This window comes from Pseudomonas sp. B21-010, from assembly GCF_024749325.1.
GTDB lineage: Bacteria > Pseudomonadota > Gammaproteobacteria > Pseudomonadales > Pseudomonadaceae > Aquipseudomonas > Aquipseudomonas kilonensis.
In genome coordinates, this window is record NZ_CP087198.1 from 3,896,955 (window position 1) to 3,911,974 (window position 15,020).

Genomic DNA, 15,020 nt, shown 5'->3' on the forward strand with positions numbered 1-15,020 from the left:
CCGTGGCGTGGCTATCGCGGGCAAGCCTTGCTCCCACAAACTTGCTCCCCTAGATAAACTTGCCAGCCAACAGTTTGGGTTGATTGATCGCCCTCAAGAGAATCACCGTGTCCAAAGGCATCGTTCTATCGGTCTCGGCCTCCGCGCTGTTCGCCGTCATGTACTACTACACCTCGTTGCTCTCACCGCTGACCGGCGTGGAGATCTTCGGCTGGCGCATGCTGCTGACGATGCCGTGCATGACCGCCTTCCTGCTGGTGACGCGGGACTGGCACCTGGTCACGGCGCTGATCCAACGCCTGATCGCCACGCCACGGCTGTTGATCGCGGCGATCGCCTCCTCGGCATTGATGGGCGCGCAACTGTGGCTGTTCATGTGGGCACCGCTCAATGGCTACAGCCTGGACGTGTCGCTGGGGTACTTCCTGTTGCCACTGTCGATGGTCCTGACCGGACGCATCGTCTATGGCGAACGCCTTTCCTACCTGCAGAAAGTCGCCGTGTTCTTCGCCACCCTTGGCGTGTTCAACGAGTTGTACCAAGTAGGTGGTTTTTCCTGGGCAACCTTGCTGGTGGTGATTGGCTACCCGATCTATTTCATCCTGCGCAAACGCATCAAGACCGACAACCTGGGCGGCCTCTGGCTGGACATGACCCTGATGCTGCCCCTGGCGCTGTGGTTCGTGCAAAGCGGCGAACAGGGTTTCGACGTTTTCGATCAATACCCGTGGCTGTCGCTGCTGATCCCGGTACTCGGGGTCATCAGCGCCAGCGCGCTGGTGTCCTACATCGTCGCCAGTCGATTGCTGCCGTTCAGCCTGTTCGGGCTGTTGAGTTATGTCGAGCCGGTGTTGCTGCTGGGCGTTGCGCTGCTGTTGGGCGAAAGCATCAAGGCCGGTGAATGGCTGACCTACATCCCCATCTGGATGGCGGTGGCGGTGCTGGTGTTCGAAGGGTTCAAGCACTTGGTGCGTCAACAGCGCCGGACTTGAGGTCACCGCCAGCCCCTGTGGGTCTATCGGCAATAAAAAGCCCGCCCGGCATCACTGCCAGGCGGGCTTTTTCATGGCTCAGGCCTTACTCGGTCGCCAGCACACCACGACGCACCTGGTCGCGCTCGATGGATTCGAACAGCGCCTTGAAGTTACCTTCGCCGAAACCATCGTCGCCCTTGCGCTGGATGAATTCGAAGAACACCGGCCCCATCAGGGTTTCCGAGAAGATCTGCAGCAGCAGGCGCTTGTCGCCCTGCTCGGAAGCACCGTCCAGCAGAATGCCCCGCGATTGCAGTTCATCCACCGGTTCGCCGTGGTTTGGCAGGCGGCCTTCGAGCATTTCGTAGTAGGTGTCCGGCGGCGCGGTCATGAAGCGCATGCCGATGCTTTTCAGGTGATCCCAGGTCTTGATCAGGTCGTCGGTGAGGAAGGCCACGTGCTGGATGCCTTCGCCGTTGAACTGCATCAGGAACTCTTCGATCTGCCCGGCGCCCTTGGACGACTCTTCGTTCAACGGGATACGGATCATGCCATCCGGGGCGGTCATGGCCTTGGAGGTCAGGCCGGTGTATTCGCCCTTGATGTCGAAGTAACGGATTTCGCGGAAGTTGAACAGCTTCTCGTAGAAGCCGGCCCAGTAGGCCATGCGCCCGCGATAGACGTTGTGGGTCAGGTGGTCGATGATTTTCAGGCCCGCGCCCACCGGGTTGCGGTCAACGCCCTCGAGGAACACGAAGTCGATGTCATAGATCGAGCTGCCTTCGCCAAAACGGTCGATCAGGTACAGCGGCGCGCCACCGATGCCTTTGATCGCCGGCAGGTTCAGCTCCATCGGGCCGGTCTCGATGTGGATCGGCTGGGCGCCGAGTTCCAGGGCACGCTTGTAGGCCTGTTGCGAATCCTTGACCCGGAACGCCATGCCGCACACCGACGGACCGTGCTCGGCGGCAAAGTACGACGCCACGCTGTGGGGTTCGTTGTTGAGGATCAGGTTGATCGCGCCCTGGCGATACAGGTGCACGTTTTTGGAGCGGTGGGTGGCCACTTTGGTGAAGCCCATGATCTCGAAGATCGGCTCCAGGATGTTGGGGGTCGGGGATGCGAATTCAATGAATTCGAAGCCCATCAGGCCCATGGGGTTTTCGTATAGATCTGCCATGTCGGCGCCTCATCAGTCGGGTCAATTAACAAAAAACGTTAGTTGCTGGCGATGCTGAGGACACGGGGCGGCGCGCAGGAAATGCCACGAACGCTGCGGGCGAGGAAATCGCCATAGATCAGTTGAAACCCAAGTATCTTCATTGTCGACCCAAGGCTCTTGCGGGCGAGGCTTCTGCTGCCAGAAGACGTTATTCTTATATGCGTAACTCGATTCTACACAGCGTAACCAGGTTTGTCCGCCTTCTGTATCAAATCGCCTTTTCCTTCGACCGCGCAAGGGGTTTGTTGCACAGGAAAATGCCCACCAGGATCACGCCCCCGCCGACACACATCAAGGCCGTGAGCCGTTCGTCCAGCAGCAGCGCCCCCAATAGCACCGCCGTCAGCGGATTAAGCGCGATGAACACCCCGGAACGGGTCGCGCCAATCCGACGAATGCCGTCATACCAGGCGATATAGGCCAGGGCCGAGCCCAGCACGCCGAGGTACAACAGGCTCAGCCATTGCTCCACGTCCAGCGCGCGCAGGGCTTGGACACGAATCTCGCCCGCCGCCGCGCAGGCCAGCCACAACATCAGCGTGCCCAGCAGAATCGACCAGGTCACGGTCTGCAAGGGGCCGAGACTGTCATTCAAACGCCTGGAAAACAGCGAATAGATGCCCCAGCCCAGCACGCAGCCAAAAATCAGCAGGTCGCCGATCCAACCCTGCGCTGCGCCTTGCAACAAGGACGGATCACGACTGACGATCACCAACCCCGCCCCACCGATGCAGAGCACGATGCCCGCCACTTTCAAGCGGCTCAGCCGCTCCTTGAACAACCACCAGGACGCCAGCCCGATCACCGCCGGGTTCAAGGCCACGATCAGCGAGGCGCGCGAGGCATTGATGTACTGCAAGCCATAGAAGAAGCACAGGTTATAGAAAAAGATGCCGAAGAACCCCAGCGCGGCCAATTGCAGCCCCTGCTTCACACTGGGCCTGACCAACGGGATCCCGGCCAGGGCGAGAAACGCCAGCAGCGCGATACTCGCCAGCAGGAACCGCAGGCTGGCGGCAAACATCGGCGCCAGGGCATCGGCAAGGATCCGGCCGGCGACGAAGGTCCCGCCCCAGATCATGGTGACCATGGCGAGCTTCAAGTAGACCGGCAGGTCTGACGGGGTTGGGAGGGTTTGTTCGAGGGTTTTCATGGTTCACCACATTGAAATAAGACGAATTACCTGTGGCGAAGGAGCTTGCTCCCGCTGGACCTGTAGGAGCTGTCGAGCGAAGCGAGGCTGCGATCTTTCCCCAGACACTTGAGTCTCAAGCGAAAGATCAAAAGATCGCAGGCTTCGCCAGCTCCTACAGAACCCAGCGGGAGCAAGCTCCCTCGCCACAGAAAAGCACCTGGGCCACGGTTCCGTGCACGGTTGAGATGTCGTATTGTTCGCCTCATGTTTGATCATCGTAAAATGAGCAATCCCTCATGACTCTCACCCAACTCGAAATCTTCTCCCTGGTCGCCGAGCTGCGGGGGTTCACGGCGGCGGCAACGCGCCTGGGCATCGGCCAGTCAGCGGTATCCCACGCCATCAAGTCCCTGGAACAAGAATTGGGCGTGGAATTGCTCAGGCGTCATCAATCCCAGGTGGAACTCAGCGATATTGGTCAGCAATTGCTGCTGCGGGCCCGGGCCATGCTCGGGCTGGCCAACACCTTGCGCCAGGAAGCCGCCGATGCCCGGGGCATGCGCCGCGGCACCTTGCGCATCGGCTCGTTCGGGCCAACGTCATCGATGAAACTGTTGCCCGGTATCCTGCGGCGCTATCGAGACTTGCACCCGGGCATCGAAGTGCACATCGACGAAGGGCCCGACAGGCAGGTCCTCCAATGGCTGGACGAACGGCGGATCGACGTCGGCTTCGTGGTGCTGCCCGAGGAGCGTTTCGATACGTTCATGCTGATGGAAGATCAGATGGTCGCCCTCCTGCCCACTAACCATCCCCTCGCCGCCCAGGCCAGCCTGAGCCTCAAGGACCTGTGCAACGACCCCTTCGTGCACACCGAGGCCGGATCGTCGGAGCTGGTTTCGCGCCTGTTCAATGCCGCCCGGCTGACCCCGAACGTGCGTTTTCGTTGTTCGCAACTGCTCAGCACCCTGGACGTCGTCAGGCGCGGTGAGGCGGTGAGCGTGGTGTCCGAAGGTTCGTTGCCGGAGGGCGAAAGCCTGGGTTTCGTCGCGCGCCCCTTGTCGCCGCGGGTGCCGCGCCAGATTGGCCTGGCAGTCCTGGACAGCCGCCAGGCCTCGCCCGCCACCCTGGCGTTTATCGAGCTGGCCCGGCAGTCATGAGCCTGGCATTGAACCTATGGGAGCAAAGCTTGCTCCCATAGTCACGCTGCGATCAGCAAGCACCCGGCAAGCCATCTATCATGGTCGGCATCCGACGTTTCCCCTCACCCCTTTTCCTCTCAGGTTGTGCCGATGCCCTTGACCGCCACCCGCTCGCACACCCGGCCCCGTCGCTATCTCGTCACCCTGCTGTGCGGCCTGGTACCGATGCTCTCAGGGCTGACCATTTTGTACATGCAGGCCGAGCGGACGCTGGCGCAACACACCCGGCAGACCGCCGAGGAGCTGGTCAGGCAGATCGAGCTGATGCTCGACAACACCGCCTTGGCGGCCCGTGAACTATTACCCCTGGCCGGCCAGCCCTGCGAAGCGGTGAAGCTGGCCTTACGCGAACAAGTGACGCGCCGGCCCTTTGTCCGTTCGACCAACCTTATCTGGGACAACAACCTGTATTGCAGCTCGCTGTTCGGTGCCTTCGAGGAACGCGTCAACCCGAGCGACTACCATCAAGACAGCTTGTGGCTCATGGGCGGCAACCCGGTCACGCCGGACACCGCGCTGCTGATTTACCGGCTCAACGAGGGCCATCAAGGCGCCCTGGCTACGCTCAACGGGTACCACCTGACGAACGTCTTGCGCTTGATCGGCCGCCAGACCCGGCTAAGGCTGCAAGTCGGGACGAACTGGCTGGCGGCGGACGGCAAGGTCCGGCCAGCGCCCATGCCCGGGCTGCCGGTCGCCCAGAATGAGCTGGGGTCATCGCGCTATGCCTTCAATGTAGAAGCCGGCTTCGACGAGGGCGAGACCTGGCGCTACATGGCCAGGGAATATCCGCCGCTGTTCAGCTTGCTGATCTTCTTCGGCGTCGTGGCCGGGACCCTCGGGCACTGGCTGCAAAAGCGCGCCTCCTCGCCCAGTCGTGAACTGCAACGGGCCCTGGAAGCCGGCGAGTTCGTGCCCTATCTGCAACCGGTCGTACACAGCGACAGCAAACGCAGGGCCGGCGTCGAAGTGCTGATGCGCTGGAACCACCCCAAGGAAGGCCTCGTTTGCCCGGACCTGTTCATTCCATTCGCCGAACACAGCGGCCTGATCGTACCGATGACCCGGGCGCTGATGCAGCAGACCATGCACCTGCTGGCACCGCTGGCGCCTCAACTCGAAGTGCCGTTTCATGTTGGCATCAACATCACCGCCCGCCACTGCCAGGATCTGGCGCTGGTGGACGATTGCCGCGAATTTCTCGCCGCCTTCGCGCCCGGTACGATTGCCCTGGCGCTGGAGTTGACCGAGCGCGAGTTGATCGAACCTACGCCCGTTACCCGGCAACTGTTCGACCAGCTGCGGGAGCTGGGCGTCAAGATCGCCCTCGACGATTTCGGCACGGGTCATTCCAGCTTGGCGTACGTGCGCCAGTTCAACGTGGACCTTTTGAAGATCGACCAGAGTTTTGTCGCGAGGATCGGTGCCGATACGCTGTCACGGCACCTGCTCGACAGCATCATCGAACTGTCAGGCAAGCTGGGCCTGGACATGGTGGCCGAGGGCGTCGAAACCGTCGAGCAAAGTGACTACCTGAGCGCCCATGGGGTGAACTTTCTACAGGGTTATCTATTTGGTCGACCGATTAGCGGGCAGGCGTTCATTGAGACCTTGACCGACCTTAATGGCAGTTAACCGCCGCCGATCTATTGACGACGATGCCCAACTGATAAAAAATTTTGCTGTTGTTACATAACGAAAAAGTTACGATTTACACTTCCCGGATTAACTACTACAATTTTTCTACCTGTGCCAGATAGCAGGAGAGTCATTAACACCAAGGCGCTCGGCTTATAGCTTTGTTTGCGGTTGGTATCAGCCAAATATTTTGAATGGAGTAACGATTTTGTCCAGACTCGCTGAATTTCGTGCAGCCGAAAAGGCCCTTCAAGAACAGCTCAAGCAGTTGGAATCACTGAAGAACGATGCCGGGCTCAAGAAGGAAATCGAATTCGAGGAAAAGCTCCAGGGACTGATGAAAACCTACGGCAAGAGCCTGCGCGACATCGTCGCGATCCTCGACCCGAACCCGTCCAAGGCGAGCCTGCAATCGAGCAAACCCATCAAGACCCGCCGTGCGCGAGTGGTAAAGGTTTACCAGAACCCGCACACCGGCGAGTTGATCGAGACCAAGGGCGGCAATCACCGCGGCCTGAAAGCCTGGAAAGAACAGTACGGTGCAGCTACCGTCGACTCCTGGTTGCGTGGTTGACACGTGCGCGGTTGACAGCGTCCATGATGCAAAAAAGCCCTGAATACACTCAGGGCTTTTTTATGGGCTAAACTTTTGGAGTAAACCCCGAGCGTATTACGCTGACGGCGTTATAGTTTCAAACTGTTTCGCACCGACTGTATTTCATCCTGGCTTTCAACAAACACCTGCGCCTGCCCTGCATAGGACAGCACATAAGCCTTGCCCTCATTTAGTGCCGCGACGAGTGCCTGAGACAATACATGTCGTCCGTTTTGCGTGATCGTGCAAGTGGTTTCCAATGCAGTTACGCCGCCCAACATGGAAGCATGGATCTTATTGCACACACTTTGGTAACCGCCCTGGAAGAAATCCTTCTGGATCGATTTGCGCATTTCCAGCAACACGCCTTGCAAGTTGACCTGGTGACCGGGTTCGACGGTAGTCGTGGTCAACTCCATGACCATCACGGCATTGCCTGCCGAATCGCTCTTGGTTGCACGTTGTCGCAAGGGGCCCGGTGCCGCGGCGTCGGCGGGCAGTGGCTCGACAACCCAACCTTGGGGCCAGGCGATCTGCGGTTCGTCCGCCTGGACGCCGCCGACACTCGCAATGCCGGCAAACAGCAGGACAAACAACGAAAGGAACGGTCGAATCATTGCGTTGGCACTCAAGGGCGAATCGTAAAGTCTGAAGCCCGAGACAGAAGCAGGCAATAGCCACACGCGGTTTGGCGACACCGCGTCCCTTGCGTATCATGCTCGCACCTGCAAGGAAGCCGTCTGACGCAAGCCCAGGAACCGTCGCAACCACACTTGCGACGCCGTTTGCCCCACTTATTTTCCGGAGGGCCCATGAGCCTGCACGAACTCAACACTTTCCCTGGCGTCACCGCACAACCTGATGCCGCCACGGCCAAGTTCGTCTTCAACCACACCATGCTGCGCGTCAAGGACATCACCCGGTCCCTGGATTTCTACACCCGCGTGCTGGGTTTCTCGCTGGTGGAGAAACGCGACTTCCCGGAAGCCGAGTTCAGCCTGTATTTCCTGGCGCTGGTGGACAAGCACCAGATCCCGGCGGACGCGGCGGCGCGGACCGAATGGATGAAGTCGATCCCGGGCATCCTGGAACTGACCCACAACCACGGCACCGAAAGCGACCCGGCCTTCGCCTACCATAACGGCAACACCGACCCACGCGGCTTCGGCCATATCTGCATCTCGGTACCGGACGTCGCCGCCGCCTGCGAGCGCTTCGAAGCACTGGGCTGCGATTTCCAGAAACGCCTGAACGACGGGCGCATGAAAAGCCTGGCCTTCATCAAGGACCCGGATGGCTACTGGGTTGAAATCATCCAGCCTGCGCCGCTGTAAACCTCACCATAGCTCCCATATTTGATTGTCAGTGACGTGGATTTTTCGCCCAGCACAAATCCCCTGTGGGAGCGAGCCTGCTCGCGATGACGGCGGCACATTCAGCATTGATGCTGGCTGATCCACCGCTATCGCGAGCAGGCTCGCTCCCACATTGGTTAGTGGTGAGTGCGTGAAATAGCCAATAAAAAACCCCATGAGCCAGGCTCATGGGGTTCTGTTTTTTCCGCTATCGGCTATTCAGGCCGGCGCAGAGGTACGGATCAGGTGGTCGAAGGCACTCAGCGAAGCCTTGGCGCCCTCGCCTACGGCAATCACGATCTGCTTGTACGGCACGGTGGTCACGTCACCGGCGGCGAACACGCCAGGGATCGAGGTTTCACCCCGGGCATCGACGATAATTTCACCCCGCGGCGACAGCTCGACGGTGCCTTTGAGCCAATCGGTGTTGGGCAACAGGCCGATCTGCACGAAGATCCCCTCCAACTCCACATCCCGCACGTCACCGCTCGGACGGTCCTTGTAGCGCAAGCCATTGACCTTCTGACCGTCTCCGGTCACTTCGGTGGTCTGGGCGTTGGTAATCACCGTCACGTTCGGCAGGCTGTGCAGTTTGCGCTGCAATACCGCGTCGGCACGCAATTGCACATCGAACTCCAGCAACGTGACGTGGGCGACGATACCGGCCAGGTCGATGGCCGCCTCGACGCCGGAGTTACCACCGCCGATCACCGCCACGCGCTTGCCTTTGAACAGCGGACCGTCGCAGTGCGGGCAGTACGCCACGCCCTTGTTGCGATACTGCTGCTCGCCCGGCACGTTCATTTCACGCCAGCGGGCACCGGTCGCCAGGATCACGGTCCTGGCCTTGAGGCTCGCACCGCTGGCGAACTTGATTTCATGCAACCCGCCGTCCTTGCCCGGCACCAGGCCGTCGGCACGTTGCAGGTTCATGATGTCCACGTCGTACTGCTTGACGTGTTCTTCCAGGGCGACGGCCAGTTTCGGCCCTTCGGTTTCCTGGACCGAAATGAAGTTCTCGATGGCCATGGTATCGAGCACCTGGCCGCCGAAACGTTCGGCCGCCACGCCAGTGCGGATGCCTTTACGGGCCGCGTAGATCGCCGCCGAAGCGCCGGCCGGGCCACCGCCGACCACCAGCACATCAAAGGCATCCTTGGCGCTGATTTTCTCGGCCTGGCGTTCGATGCCGCTGGTGTCGATCTTGGCGAGAATCTCTTCCAGGCCCATGCGGCCCTGGCCGAAGTTCACACCGTTGAGGTACACACTCGGCACGGCCATGATCTGGCGTTCATCAACTTCGGCCTGGAACAGCGCGCCGTCGATGGCGACGTGACGAATGTTCGGGTTCAGCACCGCCATCAGGTTCAGCGCCTGGACCACGTCCGGGCAGTTCTGGCACGACAGCGAGAAATAGGTCTCGAAGTTGAACTCGCCCTTGAGGGAACGGACCTGTTCGATGACGTCGACACTGGCCTTCGAAGGGTGACCGCCCACTTGCAGCAAGGCCAACACCAGCGAAGTGAATTCGTGGCCCATGGGAATGCCGGCAAAACGCAGGCTGATATCGGCTCCCGGGCGGTTCAACGAAAACGAAGGCTTGCGCGCATCGCTGCCGTTGTCGAGCAAGGTAATCTGGTGGGAAAGACTGGCAACGTCCTGGAGTAACGCGAGCATTTCCTGGGATTTCGCACCGTCGTCAAGGGAAGCGACGATCTCGATCGGCTGGGTGACCCGTTCCAGGTATGACTTCAACTGAGCTTTAAGATTGGCGTCCAACATACGGGCGATTTCCATTTTTTGAATTTCAGAAAAAACAACGCCCGAGCGAATCTCGCCCAGGCGTTTTTTTGGGGCGAAGCGGCTTACTTGATTAAGAGCGGATCGCCCTCGGATGACTCACAGACTTAGATCTTGCCGACCAGGTCCAGGGACGGAGCCAGGGTGGCCTCGCCTTCTTTCCACTTGGCTGGGCAGACTTCGCCTGGGTGAGCGGCAACGTACTGAGCGGCCTTGACCTTGCGCAGCAGTTCGGAAGCGTCACGGCCTACACCGCCGTCGTTGATTTCAACGATCTTGATCTGGCCTTCCGGGTTGATCACGAAAGTGCCGCGGTCAGCCAGGCCAACTTCTTCGATCAGCACGTCGAAGTTGCGGGAGATAACGTGGGTTGGGTCGCCGATCATGGTGTACTGGATCTTGCCGATGGCTGGCGAAGTGTTGTGCCAGGCCGCATGGGCAAAGTGGGTGTCGGTCGATACGCTGTAGATCTCGACGCCCAGTTTCTTGAATTCGGCGTAGTTGTCAGCCAGGTCTTCCAGCTCGGTTGGGCAAACGAAGGTGAAGTCGGCTGGGTAGAAGAACACGACAGACCACTTGCCTTTCAGATCGGCGTCCGATACCGGAACGAATTCGCCGTTTTTGAAAGCGGTAGCGTTGAACGGTTTAACTTGGCTGTTGATGATAGGCATCGATGTTTCTCCATCAGGGTTGAAAAGTTGATGGAGGGAATCTTAACCACTCGTCCCCGGGCTGGCTCATTGGCAAACCTGATGTGAATGATTGGTTTTGGCTATCAGGAATCTATATAGATAGAAAAAATCTGTAGGAGCTGGCGAAGCCTGCGATCTTTGGATCTTTCTTTTGATCTTTCTTTTGATCTTTCGCTTGAGATTCAAGTGTCTGGGGAAAGATCGCAGCCTCGTTGCACTCGACAGCTCCTACACAGCTCCTACACAGCTCTTACGCAGCTCTTACGGGTAGCTTCAGGCGACGGGCGTACGCATCGTCACGAACTCTTCGGCGGCGGTCGGATGCACGCCGATGGTTTCGTCGAAATCGCGCTTGGTGGCGCCAGCCTTGAGCGCAATGGCCAGGCCCTGGACGATTTCCCCGGCATCCGGTCCAACCATGTGGCAACCCAGTACCTTGTCAGTCCGGGCATCCACCACCAGTTTCATCAGTGTGCGCTCCTGGCATTCGGTCAAGCTCAGTTTCATCGGCCGGAAGCGGCTTTCGAAAATCTCAACCTCATGGCCCTCCTCCTTGGCCTGCTCTTCCGTCAGACCCACCGTGCCGATGTTCGGCAGGCTGAACACGGCGGTGGGAATCATCCGGTAATCCACCAGGCGATATTGCTCGGGCTTGAACAGACGTCGCGCAACCGCCATGCCCTCGGCCAGGGCAACGGGGGTAAGCTGCACACGACCGATCACATCGCCAATGGCGAGGATCGACGGTTCAGCGGTCTCGTATTTTTCGTTGACCTGGACAAAGCCCTTCTCATCCAGCGTGACACCGGTGGTTTCCAGGCCCAGGTTGTCGAGCATCGGCCGCCGACCGGTGGCGTAGAACACGCAATCGGTGATCAACGTCTTGCCATCCTTGAGCTCTACCCTGAGGCTGCCATCGTCGAGTTTTTCGATGGATTTGATGTCCGCGTTGAATTGCAGATCCAGGCCACGCCGAGTCAGTTCTTCCGCCAGGTGCTTGCGCACTGCACCGTCAAAGCCGCGCAGGAACAGCTCACCGCGATAGAGCAAGGACGTCTGCGCACCCATGCCGTGGAAGATCCCGGCGAACTCCACCGCAATGTAGCCACCGCCCACCACGATGACGCGCTTGGGCAGTTCCTTGAGAAAGAACGCCTCGTTGGAGCTGATGGCATGCTCGCGCCCCGGAATGTCCGGGATCACCGGCCAGCCGCCGGTGGCGATCATGATGTGCTTGGCGGTGTAGCGCTGGTCGTTGATCTCGACCTCATGGGGCCCGGTGATTTTCGCGTGACCTTCGTGCAGCACAACGCCGCTGTTGACCAGCAGGTTGCGGTAGATGCCGTTGAGGCGATTGATTTCCCGGTCCTTGTTGGCGATCAACGTGGCCCAGTCGAAACTCGCCTCGCCCGCCGTCCAGCCATAGGCCGATGCCTGCTCGAAGTCCTCGGCGTAGTGCGCGCCGTAGACCAGCAGTTTTTTCGGCACGCAGCCCACGTTCACGCAGGTCCCGCCCAGGTAACGGCTTTCCGCCACGGCCACCTTGGCCCCGAAACCGGCGGCAAACCGCGCAGCCCGCACACCACCGGAACCGGCGCCAACCACATACAAGTCAAAATCGTAGGCCATTTTCTATCTCCTTCGGCAGGTCATCAGCATACCTGCTGTTTTCACCTGAGGCAGCGTTGCAGCGCAATTCCTGTGGGAGCGAGCTTGCTCGCGATAGCGTCGGCACATTCAGCACCGATGCAAGCTGACCCACCGCCATCGCGAGCAAGCTCGCTCCCACAGTTGTTTTGGGGTGGGCTCAGGATTTTCATACCCCACAGGGTTTTGTTTGTGTGATTGGGGCGTTGCGAGAGACTTTTCCGCGAGCCAAAAAAAACGCCCCGAACCAGTCGGGGCGTTTTTCAAGGCGTGGCGCAGGCTATCAGTAAGCCTTGCCCGTCTTGTAGAAGTTCTCGAAGCAGAAGTTGGTCGCGTCGATGTAGCCTTCGGCGCCACCGCAGTCGAAACGCTTGCCTTTGAACTTGTAGGCCATGACGCAGCCGTTCTGGGCCTGTTTCATCAGGGCGTCGGTGATCTGGATTTCGCCGCCCTTGCCTGGCTCGGTCTGTTCGATCAGGTCGAAGATGTCTGGGGTCAGGATGTAGCGACCGATGATCGCCAGGTTCGACGGTGCGTCTTCAGGTTTTGGTTTTTCAACCATGCTGTGAACGCGGTAGATGTCGTCGCGGATCATTTCGCCGGCAATCACGCCGTACTTGTTGGTTTCCTGCGGATCGACTTCCTGGATCGCCACGATGGAGCAGCGGAACTGCTTGTACAGCTTGACCATCTGGGTCAGTACGCCGTCGCCTTCGAGGTTGACGCACAGGTCGTCCGCCAGGACCACGGCGAACGGTTCGTCACCGATCAGTGGGCGGCCGGTCAGGATCGCGTGGCCCAGGCCTTTCATTTCGGTCTGGCGGGTGTAGGAGAACGAGCACTCATCCAGCAGTTTGCGGATACCGACCAGGTATTTTTCCTTGTCGGTGCCCTTGATCTGGTTTTCCAGCTCGTAGCTGATGTCGAAATGGTCTTCCAGGGCGCGTTTGCCGCGGCCGGTGACGATGGAGATTTCCGTCAGGCCCGCATCGAGGGCTTCTTCGACGCCGTACTGGATCAGTGGCTTGTTCACCACCGGCAGCATTTCTTTGGGCATGGCTTTAGTCGCTGGCAGGAAGCGAGTACCGTAACCGGCTGCTGGGAACAAGCATTTCTTGATCATATAAGTCCTTGAAAAGGCGGTGTGTACAAGTTTCGGCGCAGTCTAATCAGGCGACGGGCACCTTACAATGCCCGCACTGGCCAACCGGTGCCATCATAGAGAAATAAAAAACGGCAGATAGTTCAATCGCCTTTCGTTTCGATGGCTGCAGCGGACCCACTGTACGCCAGTAGGCGCTGTTTGCGAGCATTTGACGTATCATGGTGCCCTTGATCACGCCAATGAGGCAGCTAGATGTCGGCAACAAGAAACGCAAACGGTTATTCGGTCAGCCAGGGCAAGGACGGCCAGTGGTGGATTATCAACTACCACGGCGAGCAGGTCGCCGGTCCCTTGCCCAGCAAGGCCATGGCGGTGGAAGTGGCCGCGGTATTCCAGGATGAGCGCGCTGCCCCGGCGGAGAAAGAACGCGCCACAGCTCCCGCACGCAGCCCCCGCCGCAAGAAATAACCAGACGAGCCTCTAGTAAATGTCTCCCCGGCATTGAGCGAGGCTGGTTTAGCTGTACCGCAATGGCCATTCGCTATAATCTCGCCGTTGCCCTTCCCTCCTTGATGACGATCCCATGAAGACACTTCTGGCACTGTTTACAGTCCTGGCCTTGGCGGGCTGTGCCTCGGCCGAAAAAACCTACCTGAACAACGGCGAGCAAGGCCTGGCCATTGACTGCTCGGGTGAGGCCAACTCCTGGGCGACGTGCTACGAAAAGGCTGACGCTTCCTGTGCCGGCACCGGCTACCGCATCGTCGGCACCGACGGCACGCCCCAGGCCAAGGAAAGCGAGAAGACCCTGGGCGTCGACGTCGGCAACTTCACCAGCCGCAGTGTCGTGGTGGTCTGCAAGTAATCAAATGTGGATCTCGGCAAACTTGATACCCAGCCCGCGCAAGGTTTCGATCAGTTCATCGAGACGGGCGAAGGACTCGACTTCGTCCAGGTCATCCACCAGGAAAAAACTGCGCCCGGCGCTTTTCTTGAAGAACACGATCCATTCGCCCGGGCTCGCCGGGTTCTGAATCACGTGGGTGGCACAGATAAGACCTTCTGCATGGCGCTCGCGCACCTGCTCGCGTTTCATCGACTGGCTCCATAAATGACAATGCCGCCAACGTGAACCGTGGCGGCATTTTTTGTCGAGGGCAGTAGTTTAGCCGATGCCCGGTCCGCTCGTCAGGCGCGCAATGTGATCAGCCGGAAATGCAGGCGTTGGCCGCATCCTGCACGTCGCCCGGACGCACCGGTACATTGGACATGCTTTCGTGCAGCTTGATGCTGCTGCCGCTGGAGCGTTCGTCAATGTCGAACACCGCCGCCGGCAGGGTCGACAGTTTGCCCGGGACGATCAATCGGACGCCATTCTTGTGTGGCTCCACTTGCAGCGGACCACGGCTTTTGGCCAGTTTGTCGGAAACACACTTGGCATATTCGTGAGGTTTCTTTCCGGAGATGACGCTCATGGTGGGGGGCGTCTGGTTGATGTCCGATACCGATGCACATCCACTCATGGCCAATGCCAACACCCACACGCTGCGCTTCATATGATTCCTCCAATAAAGATCCTCCGACAGTGCAGGCACCGTTTTTCTCCGGCGCCACACCGCTTTATTTTTCCCGCAACCTGCAATAAATGAACAAAG

Annotated in this window: 16 protein-coding genes; 7 read left to right on the top strand and 9 right to left on the bottom strand. The window is 59.3% G+C overall.

All coding sequences use genetic code 11. The features are described from left to right. Positions 1-107 precede the first annotated feature (107 nt). Positions 108-992, top strand: coding sequence for an EamA family transporter RarD (gene rarD / locus LOY50_RS16970; protein ID WP_024617788.1), 885 nt, complete (start codon positions 108-110; stop codon positions 990-992). An 85-nt stretch (positions 993-1,077) separates the two neighbouring features. Here the strand turns inward: rarD and hppD are convergent, their stop codons facing one another. Beyond that, positions 1,078-2,154, bottom strand: a complete 1,077-nt coding sequence (hppD, locus tag LOY50_RS16975; RefSeq protein ID WP_258688580.1) for a 4-hydroxyphenylpyruvate dioxygenase — start codon at positions 2,152-2,154, stop codon at positions 1,078-1,080. Positions 2,155-2,404: 250 nt separating this feature from the next. Beyond that, the gene (locus LOY50_RS16980) at positions 2,405-3,349 is read right to left on the bottom strand and encodes a DMT family transporter (RefSeq protein WP_258688581.1); all 945 of its coding nucleotides are present in this window, start codon (positions 3,347-3,349) and stop codon (positions 2,405-2,407) included. A gap of 278 nt (positions 3,350-3,627) precedes the next feature. Between LOY50_RS16980 and LOY50_RS16985 the strand changes: the two genes are divergently transcribed. From LOY50_RS16985 to LOY50_RS16995, 3 genes are all read left to right on the top strand, one after another. Beyond that, complete coding sequence (locus LOY50_RS16985) at positions 3,628-4,491, top strand: LysR family transcriptional regulator (protein ID WP_214511982.1); 864 nt, start codon at positions 3,628-3,630, stop codon at positions 4,489-4,491. A gap of 132 nt (positions 4,492-4,623) precedes the next feature. Next, on the top strand, positions 4,624-6,168 hold the full coding sequence (locus LOY50_RS16990; RefSeq protein ID WP_258688591.1) for an EAL domain-containing protein: 1,545 nt from the start codon (positions 4,624-4,626) through the stop codon (positions 6,166-6,168). 211 nt (positions 6,169-6,379) lie between these two features. Then, a complete protein-coding gene (locus LOY50_RS16995; protein ID WP_013693615.1) occupies positions 6,380-6,745 on the top strand; it encodes a histone-like nucleoid-structuring protein, MvaT/MvaU family in 366 nt (121 codons plus the stop codon). A gap of 110 nt (positions 6,746-6,855) precedes the next feature. Here LOY50_RS16995 and LOY50_RS17000 read toward each other — a convergent pair whose 3' ends face one another. Beyond that, the gene (locus tag LOY50_RS17000) at positions 6,856-7,383 is read right to left on the bottom strand and encodes a DUF4946 domain-containing protein (RefSeq protein ID WP_258691251.1); all 528 of its coding nucleotides are present in this window, start codon (positions 7,381-7,383) and stop codon (positions 6,856-6,858) included. A 195-nt stretch (positions 7,384-7,578) separates the two neighbouring features. On the opposite strand from LOY50_RS17000, the gene gloA reads away from it, so the two are divergent. Beyond that, complete coding sequence (gloA, locus tag LOY50_RS17005) at positions 7,579-8,100, top strand: lactoylglutathione lyase (RefSeq protein ID WP_253475902.1); 522 nt, start codon at positions 7,579-7,581, stop codon at positions 8,098-8,100. A gap of 240 nt (positions 8,101-8,340) precedes the next feature. On the opposite strand, the gene ahpF is transcribed toward gloA, so the two are convergent. From ahpF to galU, 4 genes are all read right to left on the bottom strand, one after another. Next, the gene (gene ahpF / locus LOY50_RS17010; RefSeq protein ID WP_253475904.1) at positions 8,341-9,903 is read right to left on the bottom strand and encodes an alkyl hydroperoxide reductase subunit F; all 1,563 of its coding nucleotides are present in this window, start codon (positions 9,901-9,903) and stop codon (positions 8,341-8,343) included. Positions 9,904-10,028: 125 nt separating this feature from the next. Further along, complete coding sequence (ahpC, locus tag LOY50_RS17015; RefSeq protein ID WP_024617781.1) at positions 10,029-10,592, bottom strand: alkyl hydroperoxide reductase subunit C; 564 nt, start codon at positions 10,590-10,592, stop codon at positions 10,029-10,031. 294 nt (positions 10,593-10,886) lie between these two features. Beyond that, positions 10,887-12,242: a glutathione-disulfide reductase gene (gene gorA, locus LOY50_RS17020; RefSeq protein WP_258688595.1), complete on the bottom strand. Its 1,356-nt coding sequence runs from the start codon at positions 12,240-12,242 to the stop codon at positions 10,887-10,889. Between the two features lie 301 nt (positions 12,243-12,543). Beyond that, complete coding sequence (galU, locus tag LOY50_RS17025) at positions 12,544-13,383, bottom strand: UTP--glucose-1-phosphate uridylyltransferase GalU (RefSeq protein ID WP_003182953.1); 840 nt, start codon at positions 13,381-13,383, stop codon at positions 12,544-12,546. A 234-nt stretch (positions 13,384-13,617) separates the two neighbouring features. Here galU and LOY50_RS17030 point away from each other — a divergent pair, with 234 nt between their 5' ends. Both LOY50_RS17030 and LOY50_RS17035 read left to right on the top strand, forming a co-directional pair. Next, positions 13,618-13,833, top strand: coding sequence for a hypothetical protein (locus tag LOY50_RS17030; protein ID WP_214511978.1), 216 nt, complete (start codon positions 13,618-13,620; stop codon positions 13,831-13,833). A 115-nt stretch (positions 13,834-13,948) separates the two neighbouring features. Beyond that, on the top strand, positions 13,949-14,230 hold the full coding sequence (locus tag LOY50_RS17035) for a hypothetical protein (RefSeq protein ID WP_014337812.1): 282 nt from the start codon (positions 13,949-13,951) through the stop codon (positions 14,228-14,230). Here the strand turns inward: LOY50_RS17035 and LOY50_RS17040 are convergent, their stop codons facing one another. After that, the gene (locus LOY50_RS17040) at positions 14,231-14,461 is read right to left on the bottom strand and encodes a hypothetical protein (protein ID WP_018605985.1); all 231 of its coding nucleotides are present in this window, start codon (positions 14,459-14,461) and stop codon (positions 14,231-14,233) included. A 109-nt stretch (positions 14,462-14,570) separates the two neighbouring features. Beyond that, positions 14,571-14,921 carry a hypothetical protein gene (locus LOY50_RS17045; RefSeq protein WP_003203007.1) on the bottom strand — a complete coding sequence of 117 codons (351 nt, stop codon included), beginning with the start codon at positions 14,919-14,921 and terminating at the stop codon, positions 14,571-14,573. Between the last annotated feature and the right edge of the window lie 99 nt (positions 14,922-15,020).

What these genes read in the sequence shown, in the direction of transcription:
- gorA (WP_258688595.1), bottom strand. Translation starts at nt 12,242, where the DNA reads ATGGCCTACGATTTTGACTTGTATGTGGTTGGCGCCGGTTCCGGTGGT.
- LOY50_RS17000 (WP_258691251.1), bottom strand. Translation starts at nt 7,383, where the DNA reads ATGATTCGACCGTTCCTTTCGTTGTTTGTCCTGCTGTTTGCCGGCATT.
- LOY50_RS16990 (WP_258688591.1), top strand. Translation starts at nt 4,624, where the DNA reads ATGCCCTTGACCGCCACCCGCTCGCACACCCGGCCCCGTCGCTATCTC.
- galU (WP_003182953.1), bottom strand. Translation starts at nt 13,383, where the DNA reads ATGATCAAGAAATGCTTGTTCCCAGCAGCCGGTTACGGTACTCGCTTC.
- LOY50_RS16980 (WP_258688581.1), bottom strand. Translation starts at nt 3,349, where the DNA reads ATGAAAACCCTCGAACAAACCCTCCCAACCCCGTCAGACCTGCCGGTC.
- LOY50_RS17040 (WP_018605985.1), bottom strand. Translation starts at nt 14,461, where the DNA reads ATGAAACGCGAGCAGGTGCGCGAGCGCCATGCAGAAGGTCTTATCTGT.
- LOY50_RS16985 (WP_214511982.1), top strand. Translation starts at nt 3,628, where the DNA reads ATGACTCTCACCCAACTCGAAATCTTCTCCCTGGTCGCCGAGCTGCGG.
- LOY50_RS17030 (WP_214511978.1), top strand. Translation starts at nt 13,618, where the DNA reads ATGTCGGCAACAAGAAACGCAAACGGTTATTCGGTCAGCCAGGGCAAG.
- hppD (WP_258688580.1), bottom strand. Translation starts at nt 2,154, where the DNA reads ATGGCAGATCTATACGAAAACCCCATGGGCCTGATGGGCTTCGAATTC.
- ahpF (WP_253475904.1), bottom strand. Translation starts at nt 9,903, where the DNA reads ATGTTGGACGCCAATCTTAAAGCTCAGTTGAAGTCATACCTGGAACGG.
- ahpC (WP_024617781.1), bottom strand. Translation starts at nt 10,592, where the DNA reads ATGCCTATCATCAACAGCCAAGTTAAACCGTTCAACGCTACCGCTTTC.
- LOY50_RS17045 (WP_003203007.1), bottom strand. Translation starts at nt 14,921, where the DNA reads ATGAAGCGCAGCGTGTGGGTGTTGGCATTGGCCATGAGTGGATGTGCA.
- gloA (WP_253475902.1), top strand. Translation starts at nt 7,579, where the DNA reads ATGAGCCTGCACGAACTCAACACTTTCCCTGGCGTCACCGCACAACCT.
- LOY50_RS17035 (WP_014337812.1), top strand. Translation starts at nt 13,949, where the DNA reads ATGAAGACACTTCTGGCACTGTTTACAGTCCTGGCCTTGGCGGGCTGT.